29 protein-coding genes are annotated in these 26,496 nt (G+C 40.4%); 8 read left to right on the forward strand and 21 right to left on the reverse strand.

Annotated elements, in window-relative coordinates; all coding sequences use genetic code 11:
• Window positions 1–2: 2 nt before the first annotated feature.
• Window positions 3–710 (reverse strand): DNA alkylation repair protein, encoded by a 708-nt coding sequence (locus AC1DVB_RS07280; RefSeq protein ID WP_057277020.1) that lies wholly within the window; start codon window positions 708–710, stop codon window positions 3–5.
• A gap of 458 nt (window positions 711–1,168) precedes the next feature.
• Here AC1DVB_RS07280 and AC1DVB_RS07285 point away from each other — a divergent pair, with 458 nt between their 5' ends.
• The gene (locus AC1DVB_RS07285; RefSeq protein ID WP_477588753.1) at window positions 1,169–1,786 is read left to right on the forward strand and encodes a cell wall hydrolase; all 618 of its coding nucleotides are present in this window, start codon (window positions 1,169–1,171) and stop codon (window positions 1,784–1,786) included.
• Window positions 1,787–2,043: 257 nt separating this feature from the next.
• Here the strand turns inward: AC1DVB_RS07285 and AC1DVB_RS07290 are convergent, their stop codons facing one another.
• From AC1DVB_RS07290 to AC1DVB_RS07305, 4 genes are all read right to left on the reverse strand, one after another.
• A complete protein-coding gene (locus AC1DVB_RS07290; protein ID WP_054399731.1) occupies window positions 2,044–2,262 on the reverse strand; it encodes a hypothetical protein in 219 nt (72 codons plus the stop codon).
• A 428-nt stretch (window positions 2,263–2,690) separates the two neighbouring features.
• Window positions 2,691–3,095 carry a YbaN family protein gene (locus AC1DVB_RS07295; protein WP_048687144.1) on the reverse strand — a complete coding sequence of 135 codons (405 nt, stop codon included), beginning with the start codon at window positions 3,093–3,095 and terminating at the stop codon, window positions 2,691–2,693.
• Between the two features lie 188 nt (window positions 3,096–3,283).
• A complete protein-coding gene (locus tag AC1DVB_RS07300; protein WP_340860216.1) occupies window positions 3,284–3,928 on the reverse strand; it encodes an MBL fold metallo-hydrolase in 645 nt (214 codons plus the stop codon).
• Window positions 3,929–4,147: 219 nt separating this feature from the next.
• Window positions 4,148–4,693 carry a TetR/AcrR family transcriptional regulator gene (locus AC1DVB_RS07305; RefSeq protein WP_057277023.1) on the reverse strand — a complete coding sequence of 182 codons (546 nt, stop codon included), beginning with the start codon at window positions 4,691–4,693 and terminating at the stop codon, window positions 4,148–4,150.
• 236 nt (window positions 4,694–4,929) lie between these two features.
• Between AC1DVB_RS07305 and AC1DVB_RS07310 the strand changes: the two genes are divergently transcribed.
• Both AC1DVB_RS07310 and AC1DVB_RS07315 read left to right on the forward strand, forming a co-directional pair.
• Window positions 4,930–6,015: an alpha/beta hydrolase gene (locus tag AC1DVB_RS07310; protein WP_454861710.1), complete on the forward strand. Its 1,086-nt coding sequence runs from the start codon at window positions 4,930–4,932 to the stop codon at window positions 6,013–6,015.
• Between the two features lie 290 nt (window positions 6,016–6,305).
• On the forward strand, window positions 6,306–7,472 hold the full coding sequence (locus AC1DVB_RS07315; protein ID WP_477588757.1) for an MFS transporter: 1,167 nt from the start codon (window positions 6,306–6,308) through the stop codon (window positions 7,470–7,472).
• A gap of 354 nt (window positions 7,473–7,826) precedes the next feature.
• Here the strand turns inward: AC1DVB_RS07315 and AC1DVB_RS07320 are convergent, their stop codons facing one another.
• Window positions 7,827–8,159 (reverse strand): branched-chain amino acid transporter permease, encoded by a 333-nt coding sequence (locus AC1DVB_RS07320; protein ID WP_034304141.1) that lies wholly within the window; start codon window positions 8,157–8,159, stop codon window positions 7,827–7,829.
• Window positions 8,156–8,911, reverse strand: coding sequence for an azaleucine resistance protein AzlC (gene azlC, locus AC1DVB_RS07325; protein WP_328119416.1), 756 nt, complete (start codon window positions 8,909–8,911; stop codon window positions 8,156–8,158). The genes AC1DVB_RS07320 and azlC overlap by 4 nt, the downstream gene beginning before the upstream one ends.
• A gap of 188 nt (window positions 8,912–9,099) precedes the next feature.
• Between azlC and AC1DVB_RS07330 the strand changes: the two genes are divergently transcribed.
• Window positions 9,100–10,488, forward strand: coding sequence for an aminotransferase-like domain-containing protein (locus AC1DVB_RS07330; protein WP_053536227.1), 1,389 nt, complete (start codon window positions 9,100–9,102; stop codon window positions 10,486–10,488).
• Window positions 10,489–10,923: 435 nt separating this feature from the next.
• Here AC1DVB_RS07330 and AC1DVB_RS07335 read toward each other — a convergent pair whose 3' ends face one another.
• The 5 genes from AC1DVB_RS07335 to AC1DVB_RS07355 all read right to left on the reverse strand — a co-directional run bounded on the left by AC1DVB_RS07335 (window position 10,924) and on the right by AC1DVB_RS07355 (window position 17,453).
• A complete protein-coding gene (locus AC1DVB_RS07335; protein WP_477588760.1) occupies window positions 10,924–11,610 on the reverse strand; it encodes an MBL fold metallo-hydrolase in 687 nt (228 codons plus the stop codon).
• A 324-nt stretch (window positions 11,611–11,934) separates the two neighbouring features.
• The gene (locus AC1DVB_RS07340; RefSeq protein ID WP_278089636.1) at window positions 11,935–12,384 is read right to left on the reverse strand and encodes an NUDIX hydrolase; all 450 of its coding nucleotides are present in this window, start codon (window positions 12,382–12,384) and stop codon (window positions 11,935–11,937) included.
• Window positions 12,385–13,037: 653 nt separating this feature from the next.
• Complete coding sequence (locus AC1DVB_RS07345; RefSeq protein WP_477588763.1) at window positions 13,038–16,208, reverse strand: bifunctional cytochrome P450/NADPH--P450 reductase; 3,171 nt, start codon at window positions 16,206–16,208, stop codon at window positions 13,038–13,040.
• Window positions 16,209–16,277: 69 nt separating this feature from the next.
• Window positions 16,278–16,853 carry a TetR/AcrR family transcriptional regulator gene (locus AC1DVB_RS07350; protein WP_095679031.1) on the reverse strand — a complete coding sequence of 192 codons (576 nt, stop codon included), beginning with the start codon at window positions 16,851–16,853 and terminating at the stop codon, window positions 16,278–16,280.
• 279 nt (window positions 16,854–17,132) lie between these two features.
• Window positions 17,133–17,453: a MazG nucleotide pyrophosphohydrolase domain-containing protein gene (locus AC1DVB_RS07355; protein ID WP_095679091.1), complete on the reverse strand. Its 321-nt coding sequence runs from the start codon at window positions 17,451–17,453 to the stop codon at window positions 17,133–17,135.
• 97 nt (window positions 17,454–17,550) lie between these two features.
• Between AC1DVB_RS07355 and AC1DVB_RS07360 the strand changes: the two genes are divergently transcribed.
• Window positions 17,551–18,132 carry an LOG family protein gene (locus AC1DVB_RS07360; protein ID WP_034304154.1) on the forward strand — a complete coding sequence of 194 codons (582 nt, stop codon included), beginning with the start codon at window positions 17,551–17,553 and terminating at the stop codon, window positions 18,130–18,132.
• Window positions 18,133–18,193: 61 nt separating this feature from the next.
• Here AC1DVB_RS07360 and AC1DVB_RS07365 read toward each other — a convergent pair whose 3' ends face one another.
• The 3 genes from AC1DVB_RS07365 to AC1DVB_RS07375 form a co-directional block, all read right to left on the reverse strand.
• Complete coding sequence (locus AC1DVB_RS07365) at window positions 18,194–18,613, reverse strand: NUDIX hydrolase (RefSeq protein WP_095679033.1); 420 nt, start codon at window positions 18,611–18,613, stop codon at window positions 18,194–18,196.
• 2 nt (window positions 18,614–18,615) lie between these two features.
• Window positions 18,616–19,041, reverse strand: coding sequence for a 3-hydroxyacyl-ACP dehydratase FabZ (gene fabZ / locus AC1DVB_RS07370; protein WP_095679034.1), 426 nt, complete (start codon window positions 19,039–19,041; stop codon window positions 18,616–18,618).
• Between the two features lie 111 nt (window positions 19,042–19,152).
• Window positions 19,153–19,767, reverse strand: a complete 615-nt coding sequence (locus AC1DVB_RS07375) for an undecaprenyl-diphosphatase (RefSeq protein ID WP_454861713.1) — start codon at window positions 19,765–19,767, stop codon at window positions 19,153–19,155.
• Between the two features lie 333 nt (window positions 19,768–20,100).
• Between AC1DVB_RS07375 and AC1DVB_RS07380 the strand changes: the two genes are divergently transcribed.
• The 3 genes from AC1DVB_RS07380 to AC1DVB_RS07390 all read left to right on the forward strand — a co-directional run bounded on the left by AC1DVB_RS07380 (window position 20,101) and on the right by AC1DVB_RS07390 (window position 21,697).
• Entirely contained in the window at window positions 20,101–20,619 is a 519-nt protein-coding gene (locus tag AC1DVB_RS07380) for a histidine phosphatase family protein (protein ID WP_054399708.1), read from the forward strand.
• Window positions 20,620–20,671: 52 nt separating this feature from the next.
• Complete coding sequence (locus tag AC1DVB_RS07385; RefSeq protein ID WP_454862028.1) at window positions 20,672–21,034, forward strand: VOC family protein; 363 nt, start codon at window positions 20,672–20,674, stop codon at window positions 21,032–21,034.
• 69 nt (window positions 21,035–21,103) lie between these two features.
• Window positions 21,104–21,697, forward strand: a complete 594-nt coding sequence (locus AC1DVB_RS07390; protein WP_454861714.1) for a dienelactone hydrolase family protein — start codon at window positions 21,104–21,106, stop codon at window positions 21,695–21,697.
• A gap of 15 nt (window positions 21,698–21,712) precedes the next feature.
• Here the strand turns inward: AC1DVB_RS07390 and AC1DVB_RS07395 are convergent, their stop codons facing one another.
• The 6 genes from AC1DVB_RS07395 to AC1DVB_RS07420 form a co-directional block, all read right to left on the reverse strand.
• A complete protein-coding gene (locus AC1DVB_RS07395) occupies window positions 21,713–21,907 on the reverse strand; it encodes a Fur-regulated basic protein FbpA (RefSeq protein ID WP_454861715.1) in 195 nt (64 codons plus the stop codon).
• Between the two features lie 25 nt (window positions 21,908–21,932).
• Window positions 21,933–22,139 (reverse strand): Fur-regulated basic protein FbpA, encoded by a 207-nt coding sequence (locus AC1DVB_RS07400; protein WP_098863889.1) that lies wholly within the window; start codon window positions 22,137–22,139, stop codon window positions 21,933–21,935.
• Window positions 22,140–22,324: 185 nt separating this feature from the next.
• Complete coding sequence (locus AC1DVB_RS07405) at window positions 22,325–23,527, reverse strand: M20 family metallopeptidase (RefSeq protein ID WP_454861716.1); 1,203 nt, start codon at window positions 23,525–23,527, stop codon at window positions 22,325–22,327.
• Between the two features lie 32 nt (window positions 23,528–23,559).
• Window positions 23,560–24,432 carry a MetQ/NlpA family ABC transporter substrate-binding protein gene (locus AC1DVB_RS07410; RefSeq protein ID WP_098863891.1) on the reverse strand — a complete coding sequence of 291 codons (873 nt, stop codon included), beginning with the start codon at window positions 24,430–24,432 and terminating at the stop codon, window positions 23,560–23,562.
• A 21-nt stretch (window positions 24,433–24,453) separates the two neighbouring features.
• Window positions 24,454–25,104 carry a methionine ABC transporter permease gene (locus AC1DVB_RS07415; protein WP_034304722.1) on the reverse strand — a complete coding sequence of 217 codons (651 nt, stop codon included), beginning with the start codon at window positions 25,102–25,104 and terminating at the stop codon, window positions 24,454–24,456.
• Window positions 25,105–25,125: 21 nt separating this feature from the next.
• On the reverse strand, window positions 25,126–26,142 hold the full coding sequence (locus AC1DVB_RS07420) for a methionine ABC transporter ATP-binding protein (protein WP_145504405.1): 1,017 nt from the start codon (window positions 26,140–26,142) through the stop codon (window positions 25,126–25,128).
• Between the last annotated feature and the right edge of the window lie 354 nt (window positions 26,143–26,496).

Consider the following 26,496-nt stretch of genomic DNA (forward strand, 5'->3'; position numbering starts at 1 on the left):
TCTTAACATCTTACATGCTTGCGTTTAAAACCAAGCCTTCCTCTACCGACTTCTTTTTGAATACTTTCGTATGCATTTAGAAAACTGTTTTTTTTCTTGTCCCGTTTGACTTCTACGTTCCCTATTGCCTTTGCGGTCTCGACTGCCTTTTCATGGAGCGGCAAATAGGAAATCCCCACGGTGGATAGAAAATTATTCATAGCGGATTTCGTTCGTTCTGGCGATTCGTGAATCGTATGTTTCACAAGGTCCAGCATATCGGAAATTTTGCTTTCTGAAAATTCAACGTCTTTTCGATTCCCCAATAGCCAACAGTAGCAACTCCAGCCCGCTGACATTCTCAGCTCTTCACCGCTTGCAATCCATTTATCGGATACTTCTTGTGCAATATCTGACTCCGATAAAGTTACAGCCACTACATAATCGGACAGCATATAAAAATAGGCAGCATCCATCCAACGATCATAATCAGACTCAGTCATGGCTTTTGGGTCTGCAATGATGCCTGCAAAGTACATGGCATCATAGTTGCCTGTCGAATAAAGCTCTTCAGCTAAATCCTGATTTATTTTAATTTTCCTTACAATTGGTTTCATGGCGCCTGTCGCCACGCCAAAAAGCGGCTCATGCGCACCATTGGATATGTACATTTTTTTAGTTCGTTCCTTGCCTAGGGCTTCAAGCTCCTGCATGACCATTTCTACATTCATCGTTAAGCACATCCTTCTATAGGGAGTTTCCCCCTAATATTTTGCCCATCAAATATATATCACCATTATCCTATAACAGACTGCCATTTGTCAGCACCGTCTAAGTACATGTGTGTTACGCAGGGTTCCACTTGTAACTTTATGACTCTCGATGTTTTGTTGAACTATCCTGCCTCGATAGTTCCATAAGGGGTCTTGTAGCACCCCATCAAGTTAAAATTTCATTACGCCCCAAAACGAAAAAAGCTATCTTCAACAGCATATAGCTTAATTTTTCGTTTTGGGTATAATCCTTTTACTAAGCTTGATGGCGATAGACGGTACCCAGAAAACAGATGAATTTGTCTGAAGACCCCCTAAAATTTTGGTTTAAAATAGTAATAATGTAATATAAATCTATTTTTCTTGTATGATAAGGTAGAATAGTAGGAAAATGAATCGAAGGGTGGTATTACTTGATGGTAAATGTAAAAAAAATGTCGTTTGTTATTTTTATTTGTTTCATGTTTCTTATACCCAATTCAATCTTTGCTCAAGAAGTTTTACACAATGGAAGTCAAGGACAAGCAGTTTATGACTTACAAGAAAATTTAAAGGAAATGGGTTACTTTAACAGGCAACCAACAGGGTATTATGGTTCAATTACTGATCATGCGGTGAAACAACTTCAACTAGATTCTGGAATATTGCCAGATGGAGTTTTTGGAAACCAAACACAACAAAAATTAAATAGTATTGAAATGATGGCCAGGGTTGTTCATGGAGAAGCTCGAGGAGAAACTTATGAAGGAAAAGTAGCTGTCGCTGCAGTAATTTTGAACCGAATGTCAACGTCAGGTTTTCCTAAAAATACTTACGATGTTATTTTCCAGACAAATGCTTTTACAGCTGTACATGATGGGCAATATTATTTGACCCCAAATAGCCATTCTTATCGAGCTGTTATTGATGCATTACAAGGTTGGGATCCTACTCATGGTTCTGTTTATTATTATAATCCGTTGTCGGCAACAGATGAATGGATTTTCACAAGGGAAACAGTCATTAGAATAGGCAACCACTTATTTGCAAAGTAAAGCTAATCTACATACATATTGAGGAATGATATTTATAGTTTCTAATTATTAATATCCCATTATCTATGTCGTGGAGTATAGTTGAAAGGTCGGGCAGTATTTGCCCGACCTTTTTGGCGGTACCCCAGAAGAAAACGGTTCCAGCCACTACGTTTGTTGAACTATCCTGCACCTTTTGTTCCATAAGAACTGATCGACATGGCTCTTTATAGAACCGAATTAACAAAGTTTTTGCTAAAAATGCAAAGCTATGGACTTTACATCCCCCCACTTATAGGGGCTTTTTCATGAGTACAGATCAGGTATTGTCGGAATACATCATTAAAATATCCTACATCAATTATTGCTTTTTCTCCTTTATAAGGGCATTGAATATGCGTCAGCTGAAGTGATTCATTTATGATGACCAAGTCTATTGCGTCTAATTCTTTTTTGCAGCACGAACATTTCACAGCTAGTAATTTTTCTTTTTCCATTAAAGAAGCCCCCTTTTATAAATAGGTATTCTTTATGTCTAGTTGCTAATCCTACCTGTTCACACAACCGTCAAAAATTCCTTTTTCCATTAAGTATTCAGTTGGTTCATCATAGCTTGTTTAACTAATCTGCCGCGATAGTCCCATAAGAAAAAGCTGCCTTAAAGACGCTCTAACCTTCAGCTAACGCACCCATTATTAGCAAAAAAACCACCATTCGGCGCTCTGGTTCTCAACTTATGTACCTGTTTGTTGAATAAACTTTTTAAAATCCATTACCCTGGAATACCATTCTCATTAAAGCAAACGATATAACCCCTAAATATTTTTTCATGATTCCCTACCCTTTTCCTGTCCAGTTAGCTCCAATAGAAAAAGAGCTACCGAAGCAACTCTCTTATTGCAGTTAGGACCCGTTATTTGAAGGTTCAAAACGCTCTTTTTTCCGTACCGTTTCGGTCAATTGTCTTAATTTTTTTTATGAAATAATAATGTTTGTAGAGGGCGAGTACGACCAATAAGATTTTCACCAATAGGATGTCCACATAAAATACAGAAATCACGATGAAGAAATCGGCAATTAAATTGATTCTTATTTTCTCTCTTCGGGTCATGCCTTTTTTTTGAAGGAATGCTTCAACGTATTTTTCATATAATGAGGTGCTCTTGAACCAGTTTTCAATCGACTTGGAGCTTTTAGCAAAGCAAAAGGCAGCAAATAAGTAAAACGGACCGCCTGGCAGAACTGGTAACACAGTCCCTGCGATACCAATCAAAAGAGATATGGCCCCAAGAAGAAAGAATAGGATACTTTTTACTTTTTTTATTGTCATCACCTTTTTATTTATATTCTATCTCCTTATAACGTAAAGAGGAAGCTTAATTGATTCAATTCATTGATTAGTATCTTCCCTTTTTGTTCTTGAACTAACCTGCCCTTTCGTTACTAACAAGATCTCTTATCAATTTGCAACATTTTTTAGACATCGCAATCATTGTGATCCACATCGCAGCCTTATATTCATTCATAGAGCATGGTAACGACACCAGCATATTCCGGCAAATTTTCTTTGGAAATATCCAATGTCTTAACTTCGGTTGTTCGCTTTCCGGAAATCTGAAGAAACTTATCTACCTTTGAAAACATCAAGCCAACAACCGACAATGACTTTGTTCTGTAATGCATGGGAATCGTAATAGTAGATTTCAATTGACGCATTACTTGAGTGGCTTCTAAGGCATTAATCGTGACTGTACCTCCTACAGGAATGATGAGAACATCCACTTTTCCAATTTCATTTACTTGTTCTTCTGATAATAGATGCCCTAAATCTCCGCAGTGACAGATGGTCAGATCGTCCATTTGGAAACGATATAAAATATTGGGGCCTCTCTTCTCACCATTTACCTTGTCGTGAAATGTCTTAAATCCTCTAATTCTTACATCTTCGCGGATGTATTCCTTCGGCTCATTCACAAGCAAGTAATCACCTGTTGCAGCCTGAATTTTATTGTGATCGAAATGATTATGGGTAACGGCGACTATATCTGGTTCAACGCTTGGCATACGGTAACGGATGAAGCGATAATATGGATCAATAAGAATCCTGGTTCCTCTTTCGGATGTTAGTAAAAAGGCAGAATGTCCAAACCATTTTATTTTCATACTAAAATTCTCCTTACTATGCAATTGATTTAAAATCAAGCAACTTTTAAGGAACCTTGGACTACAGTTAAAAATATATTCCATTTATTATAATTCCACTATTCCTGTAATAGTCCTTCTACACCCATCTATCCCTTTTGTTCCATAAAAAAAGAGATGCCTTAAGACACCCCTTTGCGTCAAGAGACCACTATCCCAGGTAAGTTTCTCATTAGCTAGTTATACAATCCTCTCTAACAAATCCCCCACTTTTTCTGCCATGACACGAGGTGGATAAGGCATTCCATTCTTTAACCACCATTCCACTACCCCTACGTATGCGTTTGCAACAAATTGAACAATTACATCTTCATTTTGATCGGAATTTTTCCCTTTTGTTATGTCCACATCTTTCTTGAACTCTTCGATATTGAACTTAAGGAACTGACTGCGAAAATATGGAGCTCCTTCACTCGCTAACATCGTCGAAAAGAATAAATAATTGCTCTTAAAATATTCCATACAGTGTACAGTCGATTCTATATAATCCATTTCAGTTGCCGATTCACAAAAATTACTCATGTTGTTTATATGTTCTTCCATGATTTTATCTAATAGATCAAATTTATCTAAGTAATGTAGATAGATGGTTCCTCGATTAACATTTGCTCTGTCTGCAATATCCTGAATGGTAATGTCATCAAAACTTTTTTCGGACATCAGTTCAATGAGAGCCTTTTTAATGGCTTCTTGGCTTTTGGTTATTCTTCTGTCTACTTTCGGCATGGTTTGGTCACCAAACTTTCCTAAAAAATAATCAACAATTTTTATTGATTTGTTGAGTAATCAACGAATTGCGTTCATTTAACCATTGAGAGCATTCTGTTTCTATTTAATAATTATAAACAGATGTTGATTAATCAATCAATGATGCTTTCTTTTTGAACGAGGGCAATGTACACCATGATAGTCACCAAAGAATTTTTTTCAAAACAAAAATAAGAAAGGGTGTTGTTTTAAAAATGAAAAAAAAAACGATTATCAGGCGTGTACTCACATTGATAGCACTGGGCTTGCTTTTATCCGTGACCATCATTGCACCCAAGACCGGCGTTGGCGCTGCATACACGCCAGACATGACGAATGGGGCAGACAACTTTTACAAAAGCAACAAGGTAACCATGAAGAAGGTTACGTTTAAAAACCAATACAACATGAATGTCGCAGGGAACCTTTTCATACCCAAAGGTTTGAAGAAGAACACCAAAAATCCCGCGATCATTGTCGGGCATCCTATGGGCGCAGTAAAAGAACAAAGTGCAAATTTGTATGCCGCTAAAATGGCTGAACGGGGATTTGTTACTTTGTCCTTGGATTTGTCTTTCTGGGGAGAGAGTGAGGGTCAGCCCCGCAACGCGGTTTCTCCGGATATCTATGCCGAGGATTTCAGTGCTGCGGTGGATTTCCTAGGCACCCGGCCGTTTGTTGACAAAGATCGGATTGGTGTTCTCGGGATTTGCGGCAGCGGGAGCTTTGCCATCAGCGCAGCCAAGATCGATCCGCGCATGAAAGCCATTGCGACAGTCAGTATGTACGACATGGGGGCCGCCAACCGTAACGGGCTTAAACACTCGCAGACTCTTGAGCAGAGAAAGAAGATTCTCGAAGAGGCAGCGGAGCAACGCTATGTGGAGTTCACAGGCGGTAAAACCAAATACACCAGTGGGACAGTACATGAACTGAATGAAAGCTCTACCGCGATTGAACGCGAGTTTTATGACTTCTACCGCACTCCAAGAGGTGAATTCACTCCCAAGGGCACAACGCCGGAACGGACGACACACCCTACTCTGACCAGTAACGTCAAGTTCATGAACTTTCACCCGTTCGAAGACATTGAGACGATTTCCCCTCGCCCGATGCTTTTCATCACGGGTGAAAACGCTCATTCCAGAGAGTTCAGCGAAGACGCCTACAAGCTGGCTGCCGAACCGAAGGAACTCTACATTGTTCCAGGCGCAGGTCATGTCGATCTGTACGACCGGGTGAATTTAATCCCCTTTGATAAGCTCGAGTCCTTCTTCAAAGAAAATCTGAAGAAGAAATAAGGCCAGTATGAATCGCAGCGAGCTTTGAGTGAAACCACTGTGTGAGTCCTGCAAATCTTGTCGGGACTCACACCTTTTTGTCTGAATTCCATACGCAATGCATGGAATTCAGCTATTTTTTATATGGCCTTTGGATATGTCTTATTAAACTAGGGAAAATTGAATCTGGAGTAGATATCAACAGTGATTTTACCGTTACAATTGAAAAAGTTTACCTAATTGATAAATGTAAGATGACTCCTTATCGCTACTAGAAAATGACACTTTCCTGAAAGAAGGAAATCTATTTTATGACTAAACCAAATAACTTACTTATCTTTATATTAACCATCGGTGTTTTCGGAATCATCAATACTGAAATGGGGGTAATCGGCATCTTGCCTTCCATTGCCGATCACTTTCATGTCAGCATCTCAAAAGCAGGATTGCTTGTGAGTCTTTTTGCCCTTGCTGTAGCTGTATCCGGTCCAACTATGCCGTTATTATTTTCGGGGATGAACCGGAAGAAGGTCATGCTGCTTGTGCTAGGTGTTTTCGTTTTGGGGAACATCGTATCCATATTTACAACTAACTTTACCCTTGCATTAGTTGCTCGTATAATTCCAGCCTTTTTTCATCCGATTTACTGCTCATTGGCTTTTACCGTCGCGGCAGACTCCGTCAGCAAGGAAGAAGCCCCAAAAGCTGTTTCTAAAGTTTTTATCGGAGTATCCGCTGGAATGGTAGTCGGTGTACCCATCGTAAGTTTTATTGCTAATGCCGTTTCAATTGAAATGGCGATGGCATTCTTTGCGATTGTTAATGCGATTGTATTTCTTTCTACATTGATTTTTGTACCATCCATGCCTGTTAAGGAAAAACTTTCTTACGGAGCGCAATTATCCGTATTAAAAAAATCGATTACATGGCTTTCCATTGTGGCTGTCATTTTATTGAACTCAGCCATATTTGGAGTTTATAGCTATCTTACTGAGTATCTGAAAACTGTTACGAATATGTCTTCGAATACAATCAGTTTAATGTTACTCATTTACGGTGGTGCCAATATTATTGGAAACATCGCGGCAGGGAAGCTGCTTACTAAAAATGCGAACAAAACTGTAGTGATTTTCCCTTTTGCATTGGGAGCAGTTTACATCATATTATTCTTATTTGGACAGTTCACCATACCTATGGCTATCCTTACATTAATTTGGGGGATTTTAGCTGGTATAGGGGGTAATATCAATCAATACTGGATCATGTCTTCAGCCTCCGAATCTCCTGATTTCGCTAATGGACTATTTTTAACAGCGGTTAACTTGGGAACGACAATTGGAGCTGCAGCAGGTGGATTATTCATATCAGAGCTGGGTACACAATACGTGGTATTCGTGGGTTTACTATCATTGTTATTAAGTTCGGTAATGATTTTCCTAAGAAACTACAAGTTTACTCCTACAAAACAACTTTCCTGAGTATGTGCCCACTGCCTAGCCTTTTCAGCGATTCAGAATAACCGACCTATTTCAGGATTGCTGGAAAGAGGATTGATTAATATTTCTATACCTTATGAAGAAATGCATGTAAACTGCACCGCCCTAAAATGCCATAAAAAAAAGCTGCCTTAAAGACAGCTCTGCTCGTAAACTATGAGTGCTTAATTTTGTTCATCAAGTTCTATAAAATAATGATCTTTTTGGTATGACACTGCCTCCATGGTTGCGATCAGGTTTTGCTCATGCAGGACGTCTATTGCCTATACCTGCCCCTTCCAATTCCATCGATATCAGTAATTGTGATGGGAGTTGGCTGTGCTGATCATTATCTCTTTAAAAAACCAATTGAATCAGCATCATGTAGACAATCGTTCCCCCCGCTATCGAGAGGAGCATCATTTTCTTCCAAACGTGAAGCAGGGCAACGACCGCCACCCCAATGAATTCAGGGATGCCATGACTTCCAGATTGCAGGCTTACATCCTTTAAACAATAAATGATTAAAAGCCCAATTACTGCGGATGGCAGCATTTTACCGAGATACTGTACATACTTCGGTGTGGGTTTACCTGATGGGAAAACGATGAACGGAAGAAACCTTGTAAGCATTGTACCTAAAACAACCATCGCAATTGTAATGATTTGCTGAGTTAAAGTCATTGTCATATGGTTCTCACCTCAACTTTCTCTAACGGCTTTCTAAGTAAGGAAAGTAACCCCAAAATGGCAAGCATGGCAGGGATAATGAAGTTGCTTCCGCCAAATATAATTAGGCAGACAGCTGACAGGCCAAGCCCAGCAAGAGCACTATGATGGTTTTTCTCTTTCATCCATTGTTCAATGAAAATCACGACAAAGAGAGCCGTCATAACAAAATCGAGTCCTTCTGTATTGAATTTGACAAAAGAGCCAAAGATGCCGCCAATCGCTGCTCCTATCACCCAATAGCAATGGTTGAGCAGTGTCACGAAAAACATGAACCAGCCCTTATCCACATCCTTCGGTACATCAACAGTACAATTGATGGAAAAAGACTCATCGCAAAGCCCAAAAATCAGATACAGCTTTTTCTTACCGGTCCCCCTATATTTATCAAGCATGGATATGCCATAAAACAAATGCCGTGCATTCACCATTAAGGTTAGAAAAAGGGCGTTAATCGGATTGAACGCGACAAGCAATAAATTGGCTGCAATAAACTCCATCGATCCTGCAAATATCGTTAGACTCATCAATATCGGGTAAATCGCGCTGAACCCTAATGAATTCATAAAGATCCCATAAGCGATGCCTAAAAATAAAAAGCCTGCCAATATGGGCACTGTGTACGGAAAAGCCGCACGAAATGCTGGTATCAGTTGAGTTCGTTTTTTCATATAAATCACATCCTGATGGCTAAATTTATTTAAACTTAACATACAAAATCCGTACAAAAAACAAGTTAATTGTATGGATTACAATTAAAATGAAATTCCCCCATTTCATCAAAATGGGGGAGTCTGATAGGCTAATCACCTTATACTCTTTTAAAGCCGACCGTTTCAATATTAGAATTCCATACAAAAAATGATATGATTGTATGGAATAAGTCTAGGAGAGGTGAAATATGCCAGTAAATTCATTTGACAATTATCCAATGTCCTGGAAACCTGATAAGAATGCATTAAAGCGTCCTTTTTATAAATCTCTCGCATCATTACTTGAACAAGATATAACAAATGGCTTTTTAGCACCTGGAACCAAGTTGCCCCCCCAACGAGAATTGGCAGATTTTCTTGACTTAAATTTCACTACGATTACCCGTTCCTATAAAATGTGCGAGGTAAAGGGATTGATATATGCCGTTACGGGAAGCGGAACCTTTGTGGCTCCCAATGCCACTCGTTCCATCACCATTTCCGCGGATAAAACGGCAAACAGCATCGATCTTGGTTTTGTGGCATCTTTTGAGCAAACCAATGATATCGTTTCAGAAACTTTACAAAAAACCGTGAACAAAAGTTATTTGGAGCAGCTGCTCAATTACAACGATCCGACTGGTATTCCACATCAAAAAACAGCAGCTCTAAACTGGATGGAATCTTTCGGCATTCACGCGGATCAAGAGCATATAGCAATCGTTTCCGGTGCCCAAAATGCATTGGCTGTTGCCCTCGCTGCTTTGTTTGAGCCTGGTAATAGAATTGCAACCGACTTATACACCTATTCAAACTTTATCGAGCTGGCAAAGATGTTTCATATTAAGTTAGTGCCCATTCACGGGGACCAGTTTGGAATGCTGCCAGATGAACTTGAAAAGCAATGCTGTCAAACAAATATTGACGGGATATTTCTGATGCCCTCCTGCAACAATCCGACCACAATCATGATGTCGGATATTCGAAAGCAAGAATTGGCAGCGGTAATCCGAAAGCATCGGTTAATTTTGATTGAGGATGATATTCATGCATTCCTGACGGCAGGCATTATCTCCGACTACCGGCAGCCGATGTTCCATTTGCTTCCGGAACAGAGCGTTTATATTTGCGGCACCTCTAAGTCCATATGTTCCGGATTAAGAGTTGCCTATATGGTTTATGGAGAAACATTACGCGAGAAAATTTCCCAGGCCATTTTCAACATAAATGTAAAAACCTCTTCTTTTGATGCAGAGGTTATCACAGAGCTAATCCTATCAGGAAAGGCTCATGAAATTGTTTCTCATAAGAAACGGCTTGCACAAACTGCAAATGATATTTATTCGGAATATTTCCCCTTAAGAAAGGATGTCGGACATCCTCTCAGTCTATATCGCTGGCTTCCAATTAAAGGACATAACGATGCGTTACAGCTCGAAACCGATTTGAAAAGGCGCGGCATTCGTGTATTTCATTCCAATCGTTTTCAAAGCGGGCAAACCACACCTGATATGTATTTGCGTATTGCCCTTTCTTCCACAAACTCATTCGATGAGTTAAAAATAGGATTAGAAATATTAAAGCAGTATTTAGGCTGATTTAAGTCCAGTAAAAAAACATTCTAGTTGATTGGATCGGAAGGTTCAAGAATCCTGCGAGAAAATCGAGTATTAAGGAGATCCCCCAGGCGCAAAAGTGCCGAGGGCGAGCACCCGCCGAAAGCGAATGCCTAGAGTGGAAATAAATGTTCAAGTTTTGACAACTTGATTATTATCGAGTTAGTCTACAAATCCCCGGAATGGTCTCACCCCGGACCATTCAAATGAAGACCCGTTTATCCTTATGAGAAATTTGCGACACTCCTGCCGAATAACTGGCTAGTCGAGATCCCACAGCCGCTTGCAGTGAGGGCTTGGCAGACAGTCGGCGGAAAGGGAGCGGATTTCTGAAATTAACTCTGAACGTTTTTTAATAATTGCAGACAGACCYAATTATCGAGTATATCGACAAAAAGAGGTTAAGCAAGGACCCATTTATATAGTGAATGTCCCGCCATGATAACAGTAGTAGTTTTCAGCTTTTAGATCCTTAATCTTTCTTAAAGACTGTTCTGCTTTCTCGACATTTAAACAAAAGTTCGGATTAGCAATGAGCAATTCATGATTCTCTATAACAGCTGCATCACCTGCTATTACACTTTTTAAACGTGGAAAATATAATGAAATATGACCTGAAGTATGTCCCGGTGTTGCTACTACTCTACATTCGTTATCCAAAATCCAATCACCATCATGTACCTTTTCATCAATTGAAACATGCTTTAAATTCTTTAATTGTTGGATAAACCATTTCCCGAATTCGATTTCTTGAATTGGCATATTTTCTAGCATTTCTTCGGCCTGAACCAATCTCTCTGACTTCATTTCACCACTAATATATTTTGACTCCACTTCACTTGCAATCAGGTTAATGTGGGGATACTTTTCCTTGAAGTCATATAAGGAGCCTATATGATCAATATCATAATGAGTAATGATAATATTCTTTAACTTCTTCATGTCATAACCATTTTTAAAAAATTCATTTTCAATGAAAGGTAAAAAATTTGGATACCCTGTATCGACCAAGGTTAGTTCATCCTTTGAAATAATCAAGCTAGGATTAATATGATTTTTTTGTCCATTAAATTCAAATTCAATTGGCAGTTCCATTATCTTCATTTTCCTCCCATACACCTCCCGTTCATTCTATATATTCTTCAACTTTTTCTTTTAACCTTCCCCTTAAGGGTGCCGTAAACAACCTAGTTATTGAACTAACCTTGTTAGTCCATTAAGAAACCCAGTATGGAAACAACGAATAGAAATAATGAGACAATAGCAAACTTCAAAAAACCTCATTTTCTATCTTTTTGAGGTTCCGCTAATCCTGTTATTAACAAAATCGAACACTTCCGGTAATTAGCTGATAGGCATATAAAGCAACTATTATTCTGATGAATTTCGCCTTTAAGGATTCAAGTTTCAAAAGGGTACGAGATTCGTTCAAGATCTATGCATTTGACCATTTTTGTAAGTGAATGTATAGTTTCCTTCTTTTTTCAATAAAACCGGCAAGTACTGTGAAACCATCTCAGCAATTCCGAGATTAAGCGGATGAAGTATCCAATCAATGGATTTCCAATCAAGAATGCCTTCCCGCGTTTTTTTCGGTGTTTCATAAATTAAATCCTTATCCGCCATATACAAATATACATATATTCCATCCAATTCACCTTCTGGAGTCTCCCAGGTTACGGTTCCTTTAGAAAAAAAGGACTCTACCTCTATCCCCGTTTCCTCAAGTACCTCACGCTGCGCACCCATATCAGGTGTTTCACCTTTCTCGATTTTTCCCCCCACCCCATTCCAGACACCCATAATTGGAGCTTTCTCCCGGTTAAGCATAAGAAGTTCATTATTCTTCTTTACAAAACAAACAGTATACTTAAACATTTTAAAAAGAACCCCTTTATCGTAGTTCTTGCCGCATCATGACTAAGCTGGTTAATCAGAGTAAAGCAAAAAATACTTAACACAAATATAGTAAGAAGGATCTTGACCAAACATCCCTCACTTCCACTGCCTCCAAAGTATTAACACATTCTCAAATTCTAACAATGAATATAGAATCCGTAAACGCTCTCCGTCATCATTCGAGGTTTGAGCGATATATTCAAGAGTTTGATTGATATATTTGTGAGTTTGGGCGATATATTCGAAAGTTTGAGCGATATATTCGAGATTTCTGCTGTTTACTCAGGTATTTGCACTTTTTTAATTAGTTTCGCTGTTTTACTCGTGAATTTGAGCGTTTTACTCGTGAATTCGAGCGTTTTACTCGTGAATTTGAGCGATTTACTCGTGAGTTTCCGCTATTTACTCGTGATTTTTGCTGTTTTACTCGTGATTTCGGGCTTTACTCGTGAGTTTTCGCTATTTACTCGTGAGTTTTCGCTATTTACTCGTGATTTTTGCTGTTTTACTCGTGAATTCAGGCTTTACTCGTGAGTTTCCGCTATTTACTCGTGAGTTTAGCTGTTTTACTCGTGAGTTCGTATTTTCATAAAGAAAGCAGCGATTCCTTTAAGGATCGCTGCTCTTCTTATTTATGCTCCTGCCCAAACATCTTTCGCATATCTGCCATTCTCCTCTAATGATTGCAGCCATTCTGTGGCTTCTTCTCTCTGTGTTTGATAGATATGCATATAGCTGTCAATTATGGTTCTTTCAACATCTGGCGCCATTTTGCTTCCGTCTCCGCAGATGTATAGGTGTCCTCCTTCTTCTTTTAATAAAGGAAGGATGTCATGGGCGTTTTCCGCCAATCGGTTCTGGACATATGTTTTTTCTTGACCGGGACATCTGGAGTAAGCGGTGTGCAGTGTTACAAGGCCCTCTCGTTCGGCTTGGACGAGTTCTTCTTGATAGAGGAAATCGTGTTCCGGATTACGGCATCCAAAGTAGAGGTGGGCCGTCCCTAGCGTTTCACCTTTTTCTTTTAAAGCGCGACGTGATTGTATGAATCCCCTGAATGGTGCAATGCCTGTTCCAGGGCCGATCATGATGATTGGTTTTCCTGTTTGCTTTGGCATCTGGAAGTTGGATTGCGGCGTATTGATAAAGCAGGCTATTTTGTCTCCTTGGGAGCGTTCTGCCAAATAATTCGATGCAATTCCTTTGTATTCCCCGTTGCCGCTCAAAGCTTCTCCACGGACGACGCTTACGGTGATGCTTGCTTCTCCTTCGTTGTGGAGTGGTGAGCTTGAGATGGAGTAGTATCTTGCTTTTAAAGGTGGCAGTAAAGCCAGGAAACGTTCAAACGGGATTTCACATGCAAGATACTTTTCGATTAGGTCAAGCATGGTTATGCGCTTGTTCAAGATTTCTTGTTTATAGGTATTATCCAATAGAAGATCTTCAAGTTCTTTTACATGTGGAGGACATACCGTATGAGTGGCAAGCGCCCGTATTTGAGACCGGGTGGCGGGTTCTTGGAACTCCACATGGTTTGATAGTAACTCTTCCAGTTTTACCGGTTTTCCTGTAGGAAGATGGGCAGCTTTTCCGGAATCCCCAGTCAGATTCACGTAATCTTGGCCGTTTAGGTTAAATCGACCGAGCACTCGCTCGACAAGTTCCGCTGGATTTTGCGGAAGCACCCCGAGATGATCGCCTTCCTGATAATGTATTCCCTCTGGCAGCGTTAATTCTATATGCCGAGTACTTCTTCCGCTATTTTCATGCTGTAATTCAGTATTCCTTTTTACAATAGATGTAAACGCATGATGGGTGCGGGCAAGAGGTGTGCCGCTCACATCACTTACGAAGTTCATCGTAATCGAGCTGACTTCCCGATCATTCTCATTGACTTCAATGTTCAGGGCTTCGGCAAGATTAGGCCAAAGGGCTTCTGTCCATTTCTCGTAATCCCCTTCAAAGTCATCGCTTGCATCCCCATAGCCTGTTTCTGACAGCCGCACTGCTCCTTTTTGTTCCAGCTGCTCATCAATGAAGATTGGAATGCGTTGGTACGTATTGGCCCAATTCCGGTCCCCGCAGCCGAAGACCGCATAATGAACACCATCCAATGTGCCACCATGGTTTTCCTTCAGCCATGAAACGAAGTCACCTGCATTATCAGGGGGATTTCCATTATAAGATGCCGAGACTATGAGAACAGCTCCTTCTTTTGGAAGCCGATCGGTGTAATCATTTAAAGGGGCAACTTCGGCATGGAAGCCTTGCCGCTTCCCTGTTTCGGCAAGGTCGCGGGCAATCCCTTCCGCTGTTCCCATGTTTGATCCAAACAGGACGAGTAATGGTGTTCCATGTACTGATTCGGTTGGAGATACCGCGGCACCTTTTTCCGGAGACTTTGGTTCTGAAGAAGCAACGGTAAACGATAACGCCTTCTTCCTCGGTGAAACGCGCATCGTCAATCCGTCCGGTTTAAGAGTCAATGTTTCTTTAACTTCCAATTGATATTCTTCATGATCGATCAGGTCAAAGTGCTGTAAAACCATGCCAAGCACCAGTGTCGCTTCATGAAGGGCAAACTGCTGTCCGATACAGGCGCGCTGCCCGTTTCCAAACGGTTTATACGCATGATAAGGGATGGAATCCAATTCCTCGAACCGCTCAGGAATGAACGATTCAACGTCATTACCCCAAACGGATGAATCACGGTGAAGCTCGGGAATGAGCAGTGAGAACACATCATCTTTCTTCACATTGTATTTTCCATCCAGCATGGTATCTTCTTTCGCATAAACGGAAAACGACGGAGCTGTCGGCCACAGACGAAGCGTTTCATTCAGTACCATCCGGACATATTTCAGCTTTTTCACTTGTTTATAATCAGGAACATCATCACCCAGCACTTCATCGACTTCTTGCTGCGCTTTTTTTAACTTGTCTCTGTTATTCATGAGGAAATAGATGGCGAACGATAGGAGACCGCTCGTCGTTTCATGCCCAGCTATTAAAAAGGTAATGATTTGGAAACGAATATTTTCATCATTCAGTGATGCGCCCGTTTCAGGATCGACCCCTTTCAACATGTGGGAAAGAAGGTCATCTTCTCCTTGATCGCCATTTTGTTTTCGGTCGGCAATCAATTCATCCACTAGAGAGAACATATATTGAATGTCTTCCCTGAATTGTTTTTTAGATTTGATCATCAGTTTATCTTGGATGCCGAGCCGCTGCGTTTGGCTCATCGCTTCATCCAACGCACGCACCATACTGTTGACGAATGGATGGGTGGTCTCCCGATAAAAACTGTTAAAGCGGTAATTGAACCCGCATAGTCCGATTGTATCCAAGGTCAATCGTGTCATATCTTCAGGAACATCTATCTCATCAGCTGGATTCAGGCGAGCCCATTTTTGAATGAGTTGGGTAGCAAGATCCACCATTTTAGCATGATAGCCCTTCATTGCCTGCTGGCTAAAGCTGGGCAGCAGGATGTTATGTGCCTTTTTCCAATTCGGTTCCTTCGTTTCACTTGTGAAGAGACCATCACCGCCAAACGCCCTCACTTTCTGAAGGGCTGGACCGACTTTCTTATCAAATCTTGTTTCATCACATATTTCTTTAGCGAGGGCAGCACTGGAGACGAATGTAGTGATTCGACCCGGAAATTGAAACTGAAAAATCGGCCCAAGTTCTCGTGCCAGCTTCATGAAAGACTGAAGTGGCTTATCCTTATCAATGATAGGCAGGCTGCCTAGGGGGCCATATGTCTTTGGCTGTGGAAACTGAGTTGTATTTTCCATTTTATTAGCACCTCATTACGATAGTTAGAATGCGGAATGAACATTCATTCCGTTTATATTGAAAGTGTCTCAAACGTGTAATCGCACTGCATCCCAAAAGCTTTCTTCCACATCTGCCAAAAGTTTTGGGTCAGGTTCTAACTCCCCGATGCGAACAAGTCGCTCAAGCTCAAGAAAAGCTCCGTAAATGATGGCAATCAAAGCTGAAGAAGGAAGCTCCTTAATTTCTTTTTTCTCTTTTCCTGAATCAAAGAAGTTTTTGAATATATTCAATAGCCCTTGAAAGCTGGCATGACTATCTTCATTTAAAAAATGGGCCCCACTATGGATTTTAATAAAATAAAGAGCTTGGTCCTGCTCGGTTGTAAAGTGAACCATCGTTTTAAAAATATGGTGAAACTGCATGCGAATTGAATCATCATGAGGAAATCCATTCTTGACCGTTTCAGTGAAAATATCCAAGTACTCTTGAAAGATCTTGTTGCCCAGCACTTCCTTATTCTCGAAATAACGATAAATGGTACCCGCTCCAACTCCTGCCGATGCAGCAATCATCGGAATCGTCGTCGCATCATATCCCCGTTCTGCGAAAAGCACTAAAGCGCTTTTTACTATACTGTCTCGTTTATTTGCTGCCGTGATCATAATGATCCCCCCCTTTTTCAAAAGATGCGGAATGAACGTTCATTCCTTTAATCCAAGTGTATACCCAATAAAATCCAATCTCAATCGCGCATACTACCCATATTTTGTGAATTCTTTATTAATGGAGGGGGATAAAAGTCTGAAATTATTTCTTTTCAAGGAATAAAATGGGATGATGAACTATCGTTTGCCCCATAAGAAAAAGAGCTGATAGTCACAGCTCTTTCACAGGTTTACTGAAATTATGTAGGCAAACTTTTAGTTCACACGAAAAGAAACTTATGCTTGATTATAGCGTTCAGATAGTTTCATTTTATGGGCATTGAACACTTCCTCCAAGGGGATATTGTATTTGTTCGCAATCACAATCAAGTTTCCTAACACATCTCCCAATTCTTCGGTTAGTTCCTGTATGTTTTCTTCAAACGAACCAATCACTTCATCAGGTCTATCCCTGCCGATCTCAAGGGAGCGAATGGCTCGTGCAACCTCGCCAGTTTCTTCTGCCAAAAAGCCAATGCGAATGAAGATGTCCAATTCTGACCATCCCCGTGCTTCATAATAATCTTTTACCCATTGTTGAAATTCAGTGACGTCCATATCCATCCACCCTTCTTTTTTATCATTCAAGTTTAACAAATCCCCTTTAATTTTGTATGATAAGAAAGCAAGATTACTAAATGGGAGATGTGATATTTTGAAAAGTCTAGCTGTATTTTGTGGATCAAGCAAAGGTGCATCTGCTGTCTATGTAGAAGAGGCTAAAAAACTGGGTGCGGAACTGGCAAAACGTAAGATTACCCTAGTTTATGGAGGATCAAGTGTAGGAATCATGGGTGCAGTTGCAGATTCCGTCTTGGAAGCAGGCGGAAATGTAATTGGCGTAATGCCGGATTTCCTAGAAAAAAAGGAAATAGCACATAAGAACTTAACCGAGCTGATCGTCGTGGAATCCATGCATGAAAGAAAAGCAAAAATGGCTGAGCTTGCAGATGGGTTCATGGCTTTGCCAGGCGGGCCTGGAACATTGGAAGAATTCTTTGAGATTTTCACTTGGGCTCAGCTTGGTCTTCATCAAAAACCTTGCGGACTCTTAAATATCAATCACTATTATGATCCCTTGGTCGCTTTATTCAACCATATGGCCGACGAACAGTTCCTGCATGAAAAGTTCCGTTCCATGGCGCTGGTAGATGTTGAACCTAATGGACTTCTTGATCAATTTATTACATATGAACCGCCAACCGTAAAAACTTTCATTACCGAGAAACAAACCTGATCATTAAAAGACAGCCGGCCAAGATCAWTAWTGATCTTGGCCGGCTGTGATAAACTGCAGGTTAGATAAATATCCGGTTTAAATAATCTCCATGCCCTTTGATAAGTTGCACTTCATGTTCGGATGAAATCCAGAAGAAATGAAATGTCAGCCCCGCTTCATCTCCTCCACCCGTCGGCTGATGGTCCCATTCATCAGGAACATTCGATACACTTATTTGATAGAAATATCTATTATGTATGGCACCATCGACGTTCTCCCAAAAATCTTCTGTTATTAATTTCTCCACATGAAAATTTTCCAGACCTGTTTCTTCTTTCATTTCCCTAATGACTGCTTGGTAAGCATCTTCTTGAGGCTTCACCGTTCCCTTGGGTATCTGTATACCGGCTTCCTTAATGGGATGTTGAAAAACCAATACCTGTGTTTCTCCATTATTGATTCTTGTCACATACCCGTAAGCTTTTTTTATCGGTATCATCATCAATCACCAAAAGCAAAAATGAGCTCTGTCTCGCATACAGTTTTCCCCTCGACAGTAGCCCTTCCTGTACCTTTACCGATAGGACCTTTCAAGCGAGTAATCTCCACTTCTAAACGTAATTGGTCCCCTGGTTTTACTTGCCTTTTAAAACGGCATCCATCGATCCCGGCCAAAAGCCCGATCCGCCCTTTATTTTCTTCTTTTGTAAGCATGACAACAGCACTTACCTGTGCTAATGCCTCTACGATCAACACACCTGGCATCACTGGGTAATCGGGAAAGTGACCAGAAAAAAACTCTTCATTTGCCGTGACGTTTTTAATGGCCACCGCCCTCTTTCCTTCTTCCAGTTCCAAAACTCTATCAACTAAAAGAAATGGATAGCGATGCCTGATAATGTCTTTGATTTCTTGGATATCAATCAATATTAAGACCCCCATTGCGCTGGATTGCTTTCGCTTAATTTTACCATCAGGATCACCATATGGATATTTTTGTATTATAAAAAAAGGCTGCCTTAGCAACCCTGTTTCCGCTTACAAATCCTTTGATTTTTTTTCCTTCGATTTAGTTAACGGGGATAGAACCATTTCTTCATACCTCTTATATCCCCCTAATAATTTATGAATCAAGCTTATTTTAGGAACAATAAGGTATACCGCCAATCCTGAAATGGTGCTCAGTATTGCTCCTGCCAGCACATCCGCCGGAAAGTGGACACCTACCCAAATACGGGAAATGCCAACAAGGAAAGCCAGCATGATCCATAATAACCACCATCCTCTTTTGAAAAGCCAAAACGATACACAAAACGAGAAAAACAAGATCGTATGGTCGCTTGGAAATGAATTATCCACTGCTTTTTCAATTAACTGATTAACATTGGCCAATTCGGCAAATGGCTGATTATTCGAATGTAATCTCCCTGCCATTTTCCCCATCATTTCAGCCATTACAAACGTAATCATCCCACAAACAACCATCATCCTACTCTGTTCATTTCGAGTGAACCATATTAAGATGACTACCAAAGCTAATAAAAATACCATGTACTCGGCAATGAAAATGGCAGAAGGGTTTAAATAATCGTACTGTTTCCCTAAGTCATTGATCATTCTGAATACATTGGTATTCAACTCAAAAAAGTCCATTTCATACCCAACCTTCCTCTTTTTCTTACATATTAAAGAGAAAGGAAATATATCGCCATCGTTCTTCCTAACAGTTTAAGCTGCCGTCTTACAATTTTGTCACGTGGTTGTTTTGCTATTTCAAGGGTTAACTTATCTTCAGGAGTGCTGAAACTTACTTGTTAACAGCACCACAATCATATAAACGTGTGAAAAAGGGCATGATACGATCTTATACCATTAATGTATAGTTTAAAGATATAACTAATAGCTCAATTTTTATTCTTTTAAAGGTTTTATTAAAGTTGAGTAGAATTATAAATTGGGATAAATAAACAAAATTGAGGTGATATCTTGCAGATATTATTAATTCGGCATGGTGAATCAGAAGACGATTTTCTAGAAGAAAATTACAAAGGAACTACTGACTTACCACTAACTGTTAAGGGAGTTAAACAAGTAGAAAAAATGTGCAGACGTGTTTCCGAAGAGTTTCCACCAGAACTTATATGGTCAAGCACCTTGCTTCGTGCTAGTAAAACTGCCGAAACTTTATCAAATACTATCAAATGTCCAGTCACACTTCTGGAAGATTTACGAGAGATGCAGGATAGGGAGAATAATTTAGATTTTAGATTACGAGCTCAAAATGTACTCGCTTATATTAGAGAGAACAGTGCTAATTATAAACGAATTGCCATTATATCCCACGGAGGGATGATTACTAAAATAATTGAAAGCTTTCTTCAATTACCACCCGCAATTAATGATGTGTGGTTCAATTCTGATAATACAGGAATACATCTTCTTGAGTATACTGATCATCCATACAAACTTATAAGATTTTCAAATAGTACTACGCATTTGGAATAGCTAACGATAAGGGCTGTCTTAAACAACCTTTTCTTTATCTATAAATTCTCCTATTTACCCTAAAGTTAACAATGTTTTCATTCATGTTAAAGATTTTAAAAAATCAGTTGGATGGTATAGTAATCTCCTTGGCATTCCTCATAATAGTGATTCTGTAGAATCGCCGGTTTACAATATTCCTATAACATATGAAACTGGATTAACGTTAGATGACCATACATTAGATCCTGATTTTAGATTCGAACCATCCAACAATGTATTGTTTAATTTCTACGTAAAGGATATAGACGAAGCCTATAAATTCATTAAGGGTAATAACATACGTATTGTTAAAGAAATAGAGCGTATTGGAGACTTTGCTTATTTTAACTTTCAAGATCCTGATGGTAATGTACTTATGATTTGTAATAGTTAAGGATGAAAATTATTGGTTGGCTTTTATCTATCTAGTTTTTAATTTTTACACAGTTTTAGGAGGTTATACATGCTGAACATACAGAAAAAGTCCGATACTGTCATCATTGTCATTCACGAAATATATGGCCTGAACCGACATATGCAGGATTTTTGTGAGTTATTATCAAAACAGGGTTTTGATGTGATCTGTCCGGATTTGTTAGAACGTGAGAGGCCATTTGATTATTCCGAAGAGGATGCTGCTTATCGGCATTTTATGGAGAACGTAGGTTTCACGGGTGCTTTATATAAGATAAAGGATATAGTATCGGATATAAAAGATGCATACCAAAAGATTTTCATTCTTGGATTCAGTGCAGGGGCAACTGTAGCATGGCTGTGCAGTGAGGAAGAGTGTGTCGATGGAATTGTTGGTTACTACGGTTCGCGTATTAGGAATTATGCAGAATTGGCGCCACGATGCCCTGCACTGCTATTTTTCCCGCTAGAAGAGCCATCCTTTAATGTCGACGAGTTAATTTCAGCTTTAGAAAGTAAGGATGTCGAAGTTCATAAATTCATGGGGGGACACGGATTCAGCGACCCTTACCATTCAAAATATCATGCAGAATCAGCACAAGCAGCCGTTAGCAAAATGATGAAATTTTTTATGGTGAATTAAGGCTCCACATTCACCCTACTGCCGTTTTGTATGGACCCAATGTATCGAACCCGCATCACTATGGGGGTGACAGTCATTTTGAACCTTTTTATATTCTATTTCCAATTCTTTCAAGGTTAACTTCATAAGCTGTTCCACCGTTTTATTTACAGTATGGATCATAAGTTTATAGATTAATTCCTTCCGCCTTTCTTCCACACCCTTCCTCATTTCACCCTCTCCTTTTATTCTGATATTATATGAAATGTATCCCTAGACAGGGGGAATGATCGTCGGATTCCTTCTCTTCGGTTTTGCTTATTTTAATATATTCATTCTCTAAATCGGTTAAGGTCAATTCAAATAGATGGATGTCATTCTTTTTATAAACTCCCTTGTTAATCAACTTATTGATCAGGAAGTTCCTTTTTTTCTCAATGGCTTTACGCAATAATAGCCCCATGATAAATCCTCCTTTTTAATACGTATTGACTTTCCCATTCACAAAAAACCGGAGACACCTCTTTACATGAAAGAAAAGTCTCCGGTTTTCCGGTCAATTAACCTATAATTCCTATTTAATTACTCGGTATTATTATAATACTAACTACATGCTCCGTAGTCAACTATTTTTTTCCTGCATCTTATTTATTTTTGCTTCGCTTCATGAAATGCCGCTTTCACTTGATTCAACAGGTCTTTATCCGAAAGCAATTTATACCCTGTAAGTGCTAGAGCTTTTGCTCCGGTCAGGATGGCTTTGTCTCCAGCAGGAGATTTGGCACAGTCGCGGAATTCATTCGTATGGGCAATCAACTCATCATGTCCAATTTTTATATAAGGATGTGCTGTCGGCACTGCATGGCTTACATTACCTGCATCCGTCGAGCCAAAGCCACTCTCTTTTCGAGGAGCCACCGCTTCTCCTAATTGAGTCAGTTCTTCTTTTAGCAGTTCATCCAGAACTGGATTGATGACAAAATCGAGTACTTCATTTTGGAAACGTTCCACTTTAACCGTGCTTCCTGTGGCAAGTGCTGCCCCTTCAGCAACAGCACGTATTTTATTGGATACTTCTTGGCAAAGTTTCCATGTTGTTGCTCTAATGTAAAATCTGGCGGAAGCATATTCAGGAATGATGTTAGGCGCTTCCCCGCCATTGGTGATGATTCCGTGAATTTTGACCTCGGCCGGGAGCTGCTGACGCAAAGCATTAATGCCATTGAACAGCTGAATCACCCCGTCAAGTGCATTCACGCCTTCTTCAGGTGCAGCTGCTGCATGTGCTGACTTCCCGTAAAAATGAAAATCAAGGGGGTCGACTGCCAAAAATGGACTTGTTACACCCGTTTTTCCTGCAGGATGGATAAGGATGGCCGCATCCACCCCATCAAATAGACCGTGCTTCACAAAGCTTCCTTTTGCACTTCCATTCGGCCCGCCCTCTTCAGCCGGTGTTCCGAAAACGATCACCTCTCCGCCCGTTTCCTCCAGCACTTGAGCCAGGGAAATGCCTGCCGCCACACTCGTTGTGCCGATGATATTATGGCCGCAAGCATGGCCTAAACCCGGCAATGCATCATACTCGGCTAAAAAGGCAATTGTAGGTCCTTTCTTTGAAGAGATTTTTTTGGCGATGAACCCTGTTTCATGCCCGGCAATATTGCGGGTCACTTCAAATCCTTCATTTCGAAGTATTCCGGTTAATGTATCCGAGGCGAAAAACTCTTGATTCCCAATTTCAGGTTTGGCATGAATGGCTTGGCTCGTTTCGATATATAATTCGGAATGAAGGTCGATATGATCTTCAATGATTTGCTTATGCTGCTTCAGCACTGATTCTCTCGCCATGTCTTAATCTCCCCTTTTTCTTGAATGATCCATTACTTTTCATTAGCTGGTTTTGTCCAAGCGTCCTGGTAATTCACTAATTCATCTACAGAAACATAGGCAGGAATGGTGTTTCCTTTAAACGTTTTTTCAATGAACGCTTCCACTTCTTTCGATTGATAAAGCTCCACTAATTTTTGCAGCTCAGGACGATCGGCATTTCCCTTTTTAACTGCAATGATATTAATATATGGTTTCGCCGTTTTACTTTCATGGAATAAAGAATCTTTTAATGTAAGGCCTGCTTCGACGGCAAAGTTATTATTGATGGCTGAAGCATCGGCATCATCCAATAGACGCGGTGTATTGCCGGCAGCAACAGGCTGGATTTTCAAGTTTTTCGGATTTTCCTTAATGATTTCCAATGATCCCGATCCATTGAATTCTTCTTTCAATGTAATCAATCCAGCTTCCTGAAGCAGGAGCAGTGCCCGGCCAAAGTTTGTTGCTTCATTCGGAACGGCTATCGTAGCACCATCCGGAAGATCTTTGAGACTTTTATGTTTTTTCGAATAAAGGCCCATAGGTGCAATGACAGTCGACCCGATGGCCTCCAATTTCAGATTTTGATCTTGAACGAATTCATCGAAATAGGCGACAGTTTGGAATGAATTGGCATCAATTTCACCTTCGCTTAACGCAAGGTTCGGTTGGATATAATCATTGAAAGTGACCAGTTCGATATTAAGTCCTTCCTCTTTCGCCAAGTCGACAATGTATTCCCATGTTCTCGTATCCCCGCTGCTGACACCGACTTTCACAGTTTTCACATCATCCGAACTCCCTGATGCACCCTCATCGTTCCCGCATGCTGCAGCCACGATGGCCAATGCCAATACCATGATCGTTAATAAGATTTTTTTCATTTTTCCTGCCTCCTGTTCGTTTTATCTTCTTCTTATTTTTCTTGAAACAAAGTTCCCGGTGGATTGCAATAATTGAACGATGATCACGAGCGCCGCCACTGTGACGATCATCGTCATCGTATCGAACCTTTGGTAACCGTAAGCCAAGGCTAAATCCCCGACCCCGCCTGCACCGACAGCACCTGCCATCGCCGTAGATCCAACAAGCCCGATTGTCGCTGTTGTAAATGTCAGGATTAACGAACTAAGTCCCTCGGGAATCAAAAAGCGGTAAATGATTTGCCATGTTGTCGCCCCCATCGCCTGAGCTGCCTCGATGATCCCTTTGTCCACTTCCAACAGCGAGTTTTCCACAAGCCGGGCAATATAAGGAGCCGCGTAAAAGATTAGCGGAACAATGGCCGCATTCGTTCCGATCGCACTGCCGACAATCATTCTTGTAAACGGAATGAGTGCTACAAGCAAGATGATGAAAGGAACGGACCGCAGGATATTGATGATCGGATTCAATACATTAAAAATCCATTTATTCTCCAGGATGTGACCCTTTCTTGTAATGACAAGCAGGATACCGAGCGGAAGCCCAATCAATCCGGAAAATATCAATGAGATGGCTACCATATAAAGTGTGTCACCGAAAGCTGTCGACAGCTGCTCTGCCGTTATTTCCATACCCCAAAGCGTATTACCCATTTATACTTGCACCTCCTGGACGAGAATCCCCTCATCTTTAATATATTGATAAGCCTTGTCGACCTCATTTTTGCTCCCTGTCACTTCGATGATCAAATTCCCGAAAGGCGTTTCCTGGATTTCAGAAATATTGGCTGATAAGACACTTAAATGAACATCATATTTCTTCGAGATGGTTGAAAGTAAAGGAGTACCCGAAGTAGTTCCAATAAAATTAATTTTCCAAATAATCGGGATATGGGACCCTATGCTTTTTAAGAAACTTTGTGGAATTTCGTCATGTATGACCGTTCTCACGAAGTTTTTTGCAATATCCGTTTGCGGCTTGGCAAAAACTTCGAAAACCGAACCTTGTTCAACGACGCAGCCGCCCTCCATGACCGCTACCTTATTGCAAATTTCCCGAATGACAGACATCTCATGAGTGATTAGCAGGATGGTGATATTGTATTCTTTATTAATTTTTTTTAAGAGCTGCAGAACTGCACTCGTTGTTTGTGGATCCAATGCCGACGTAGCTTCATCACACAATAAGATCGATGGATTCGTAGCCAATGCCCTCGCAATGCCGATCCGCTGCTTTTGCCCGCCGGATAATTGTTCCGGATAACTCTTTGCTTTGCTCGATAAGCCAACGAACTCCAATAGCTCGCCTACCCGGTTTTTGATTTCCTTAGCCGGAGTTCCCGATAATACCAGCGGCATGGCAATATTATCAAAAACAGTCTTTGAGTTTAGTAAGTTGAAATGCTGAAAGATCATCCCGATTTTTTTCTTTTCTGCCCGTAATTCCTTCGGGCTTAATTTGGTTAAATCCTTGCCCCCAACAATCACCGAACCATCTGAAGGATGTTCAAGCAAATTGACCAACCTGATCAACGTACTCTTTCCGGCCCCGCTATAACCGACTACCCCGAATATATCCCCCTTTTCCACTGTCAAATCAATGCCCTTCAAAGCCTCGACAGTCTGTTTCTTTGTTTGATAAACCTTCTTAACATCCTGAAACTCAATCATCCAATCTCCCCCCATGCTGTTTATTTGTACGAATTCCTTATCCAGAGAGAAGAGCTTTGCAACGTTTCATAATGATAGGGTTACATTTTCGAAATTCACGAGTAAAACTGCAAAATTCACGAGTAAATGCACCAAATTCACGAGTAATTACGTGAAACTCACGAGTAACTGCGCCAAACTCACGAGTAATTACACCAAACTCACGATTATTGCGCGAAACTCATGAGTAATGCACCCATTCTCCAAATAACCATATACATTTTGAATAAACAAAAGAGGCCTCTTCCGTCATCAGACAGAAGAGGCCTCTTTTAGACATAAAAAAGAGTAAACTCTTAAATTAATTATCTAAGA

This window comes from Peribacillus sp. P4_D6, from assembly GCF_056401795.1.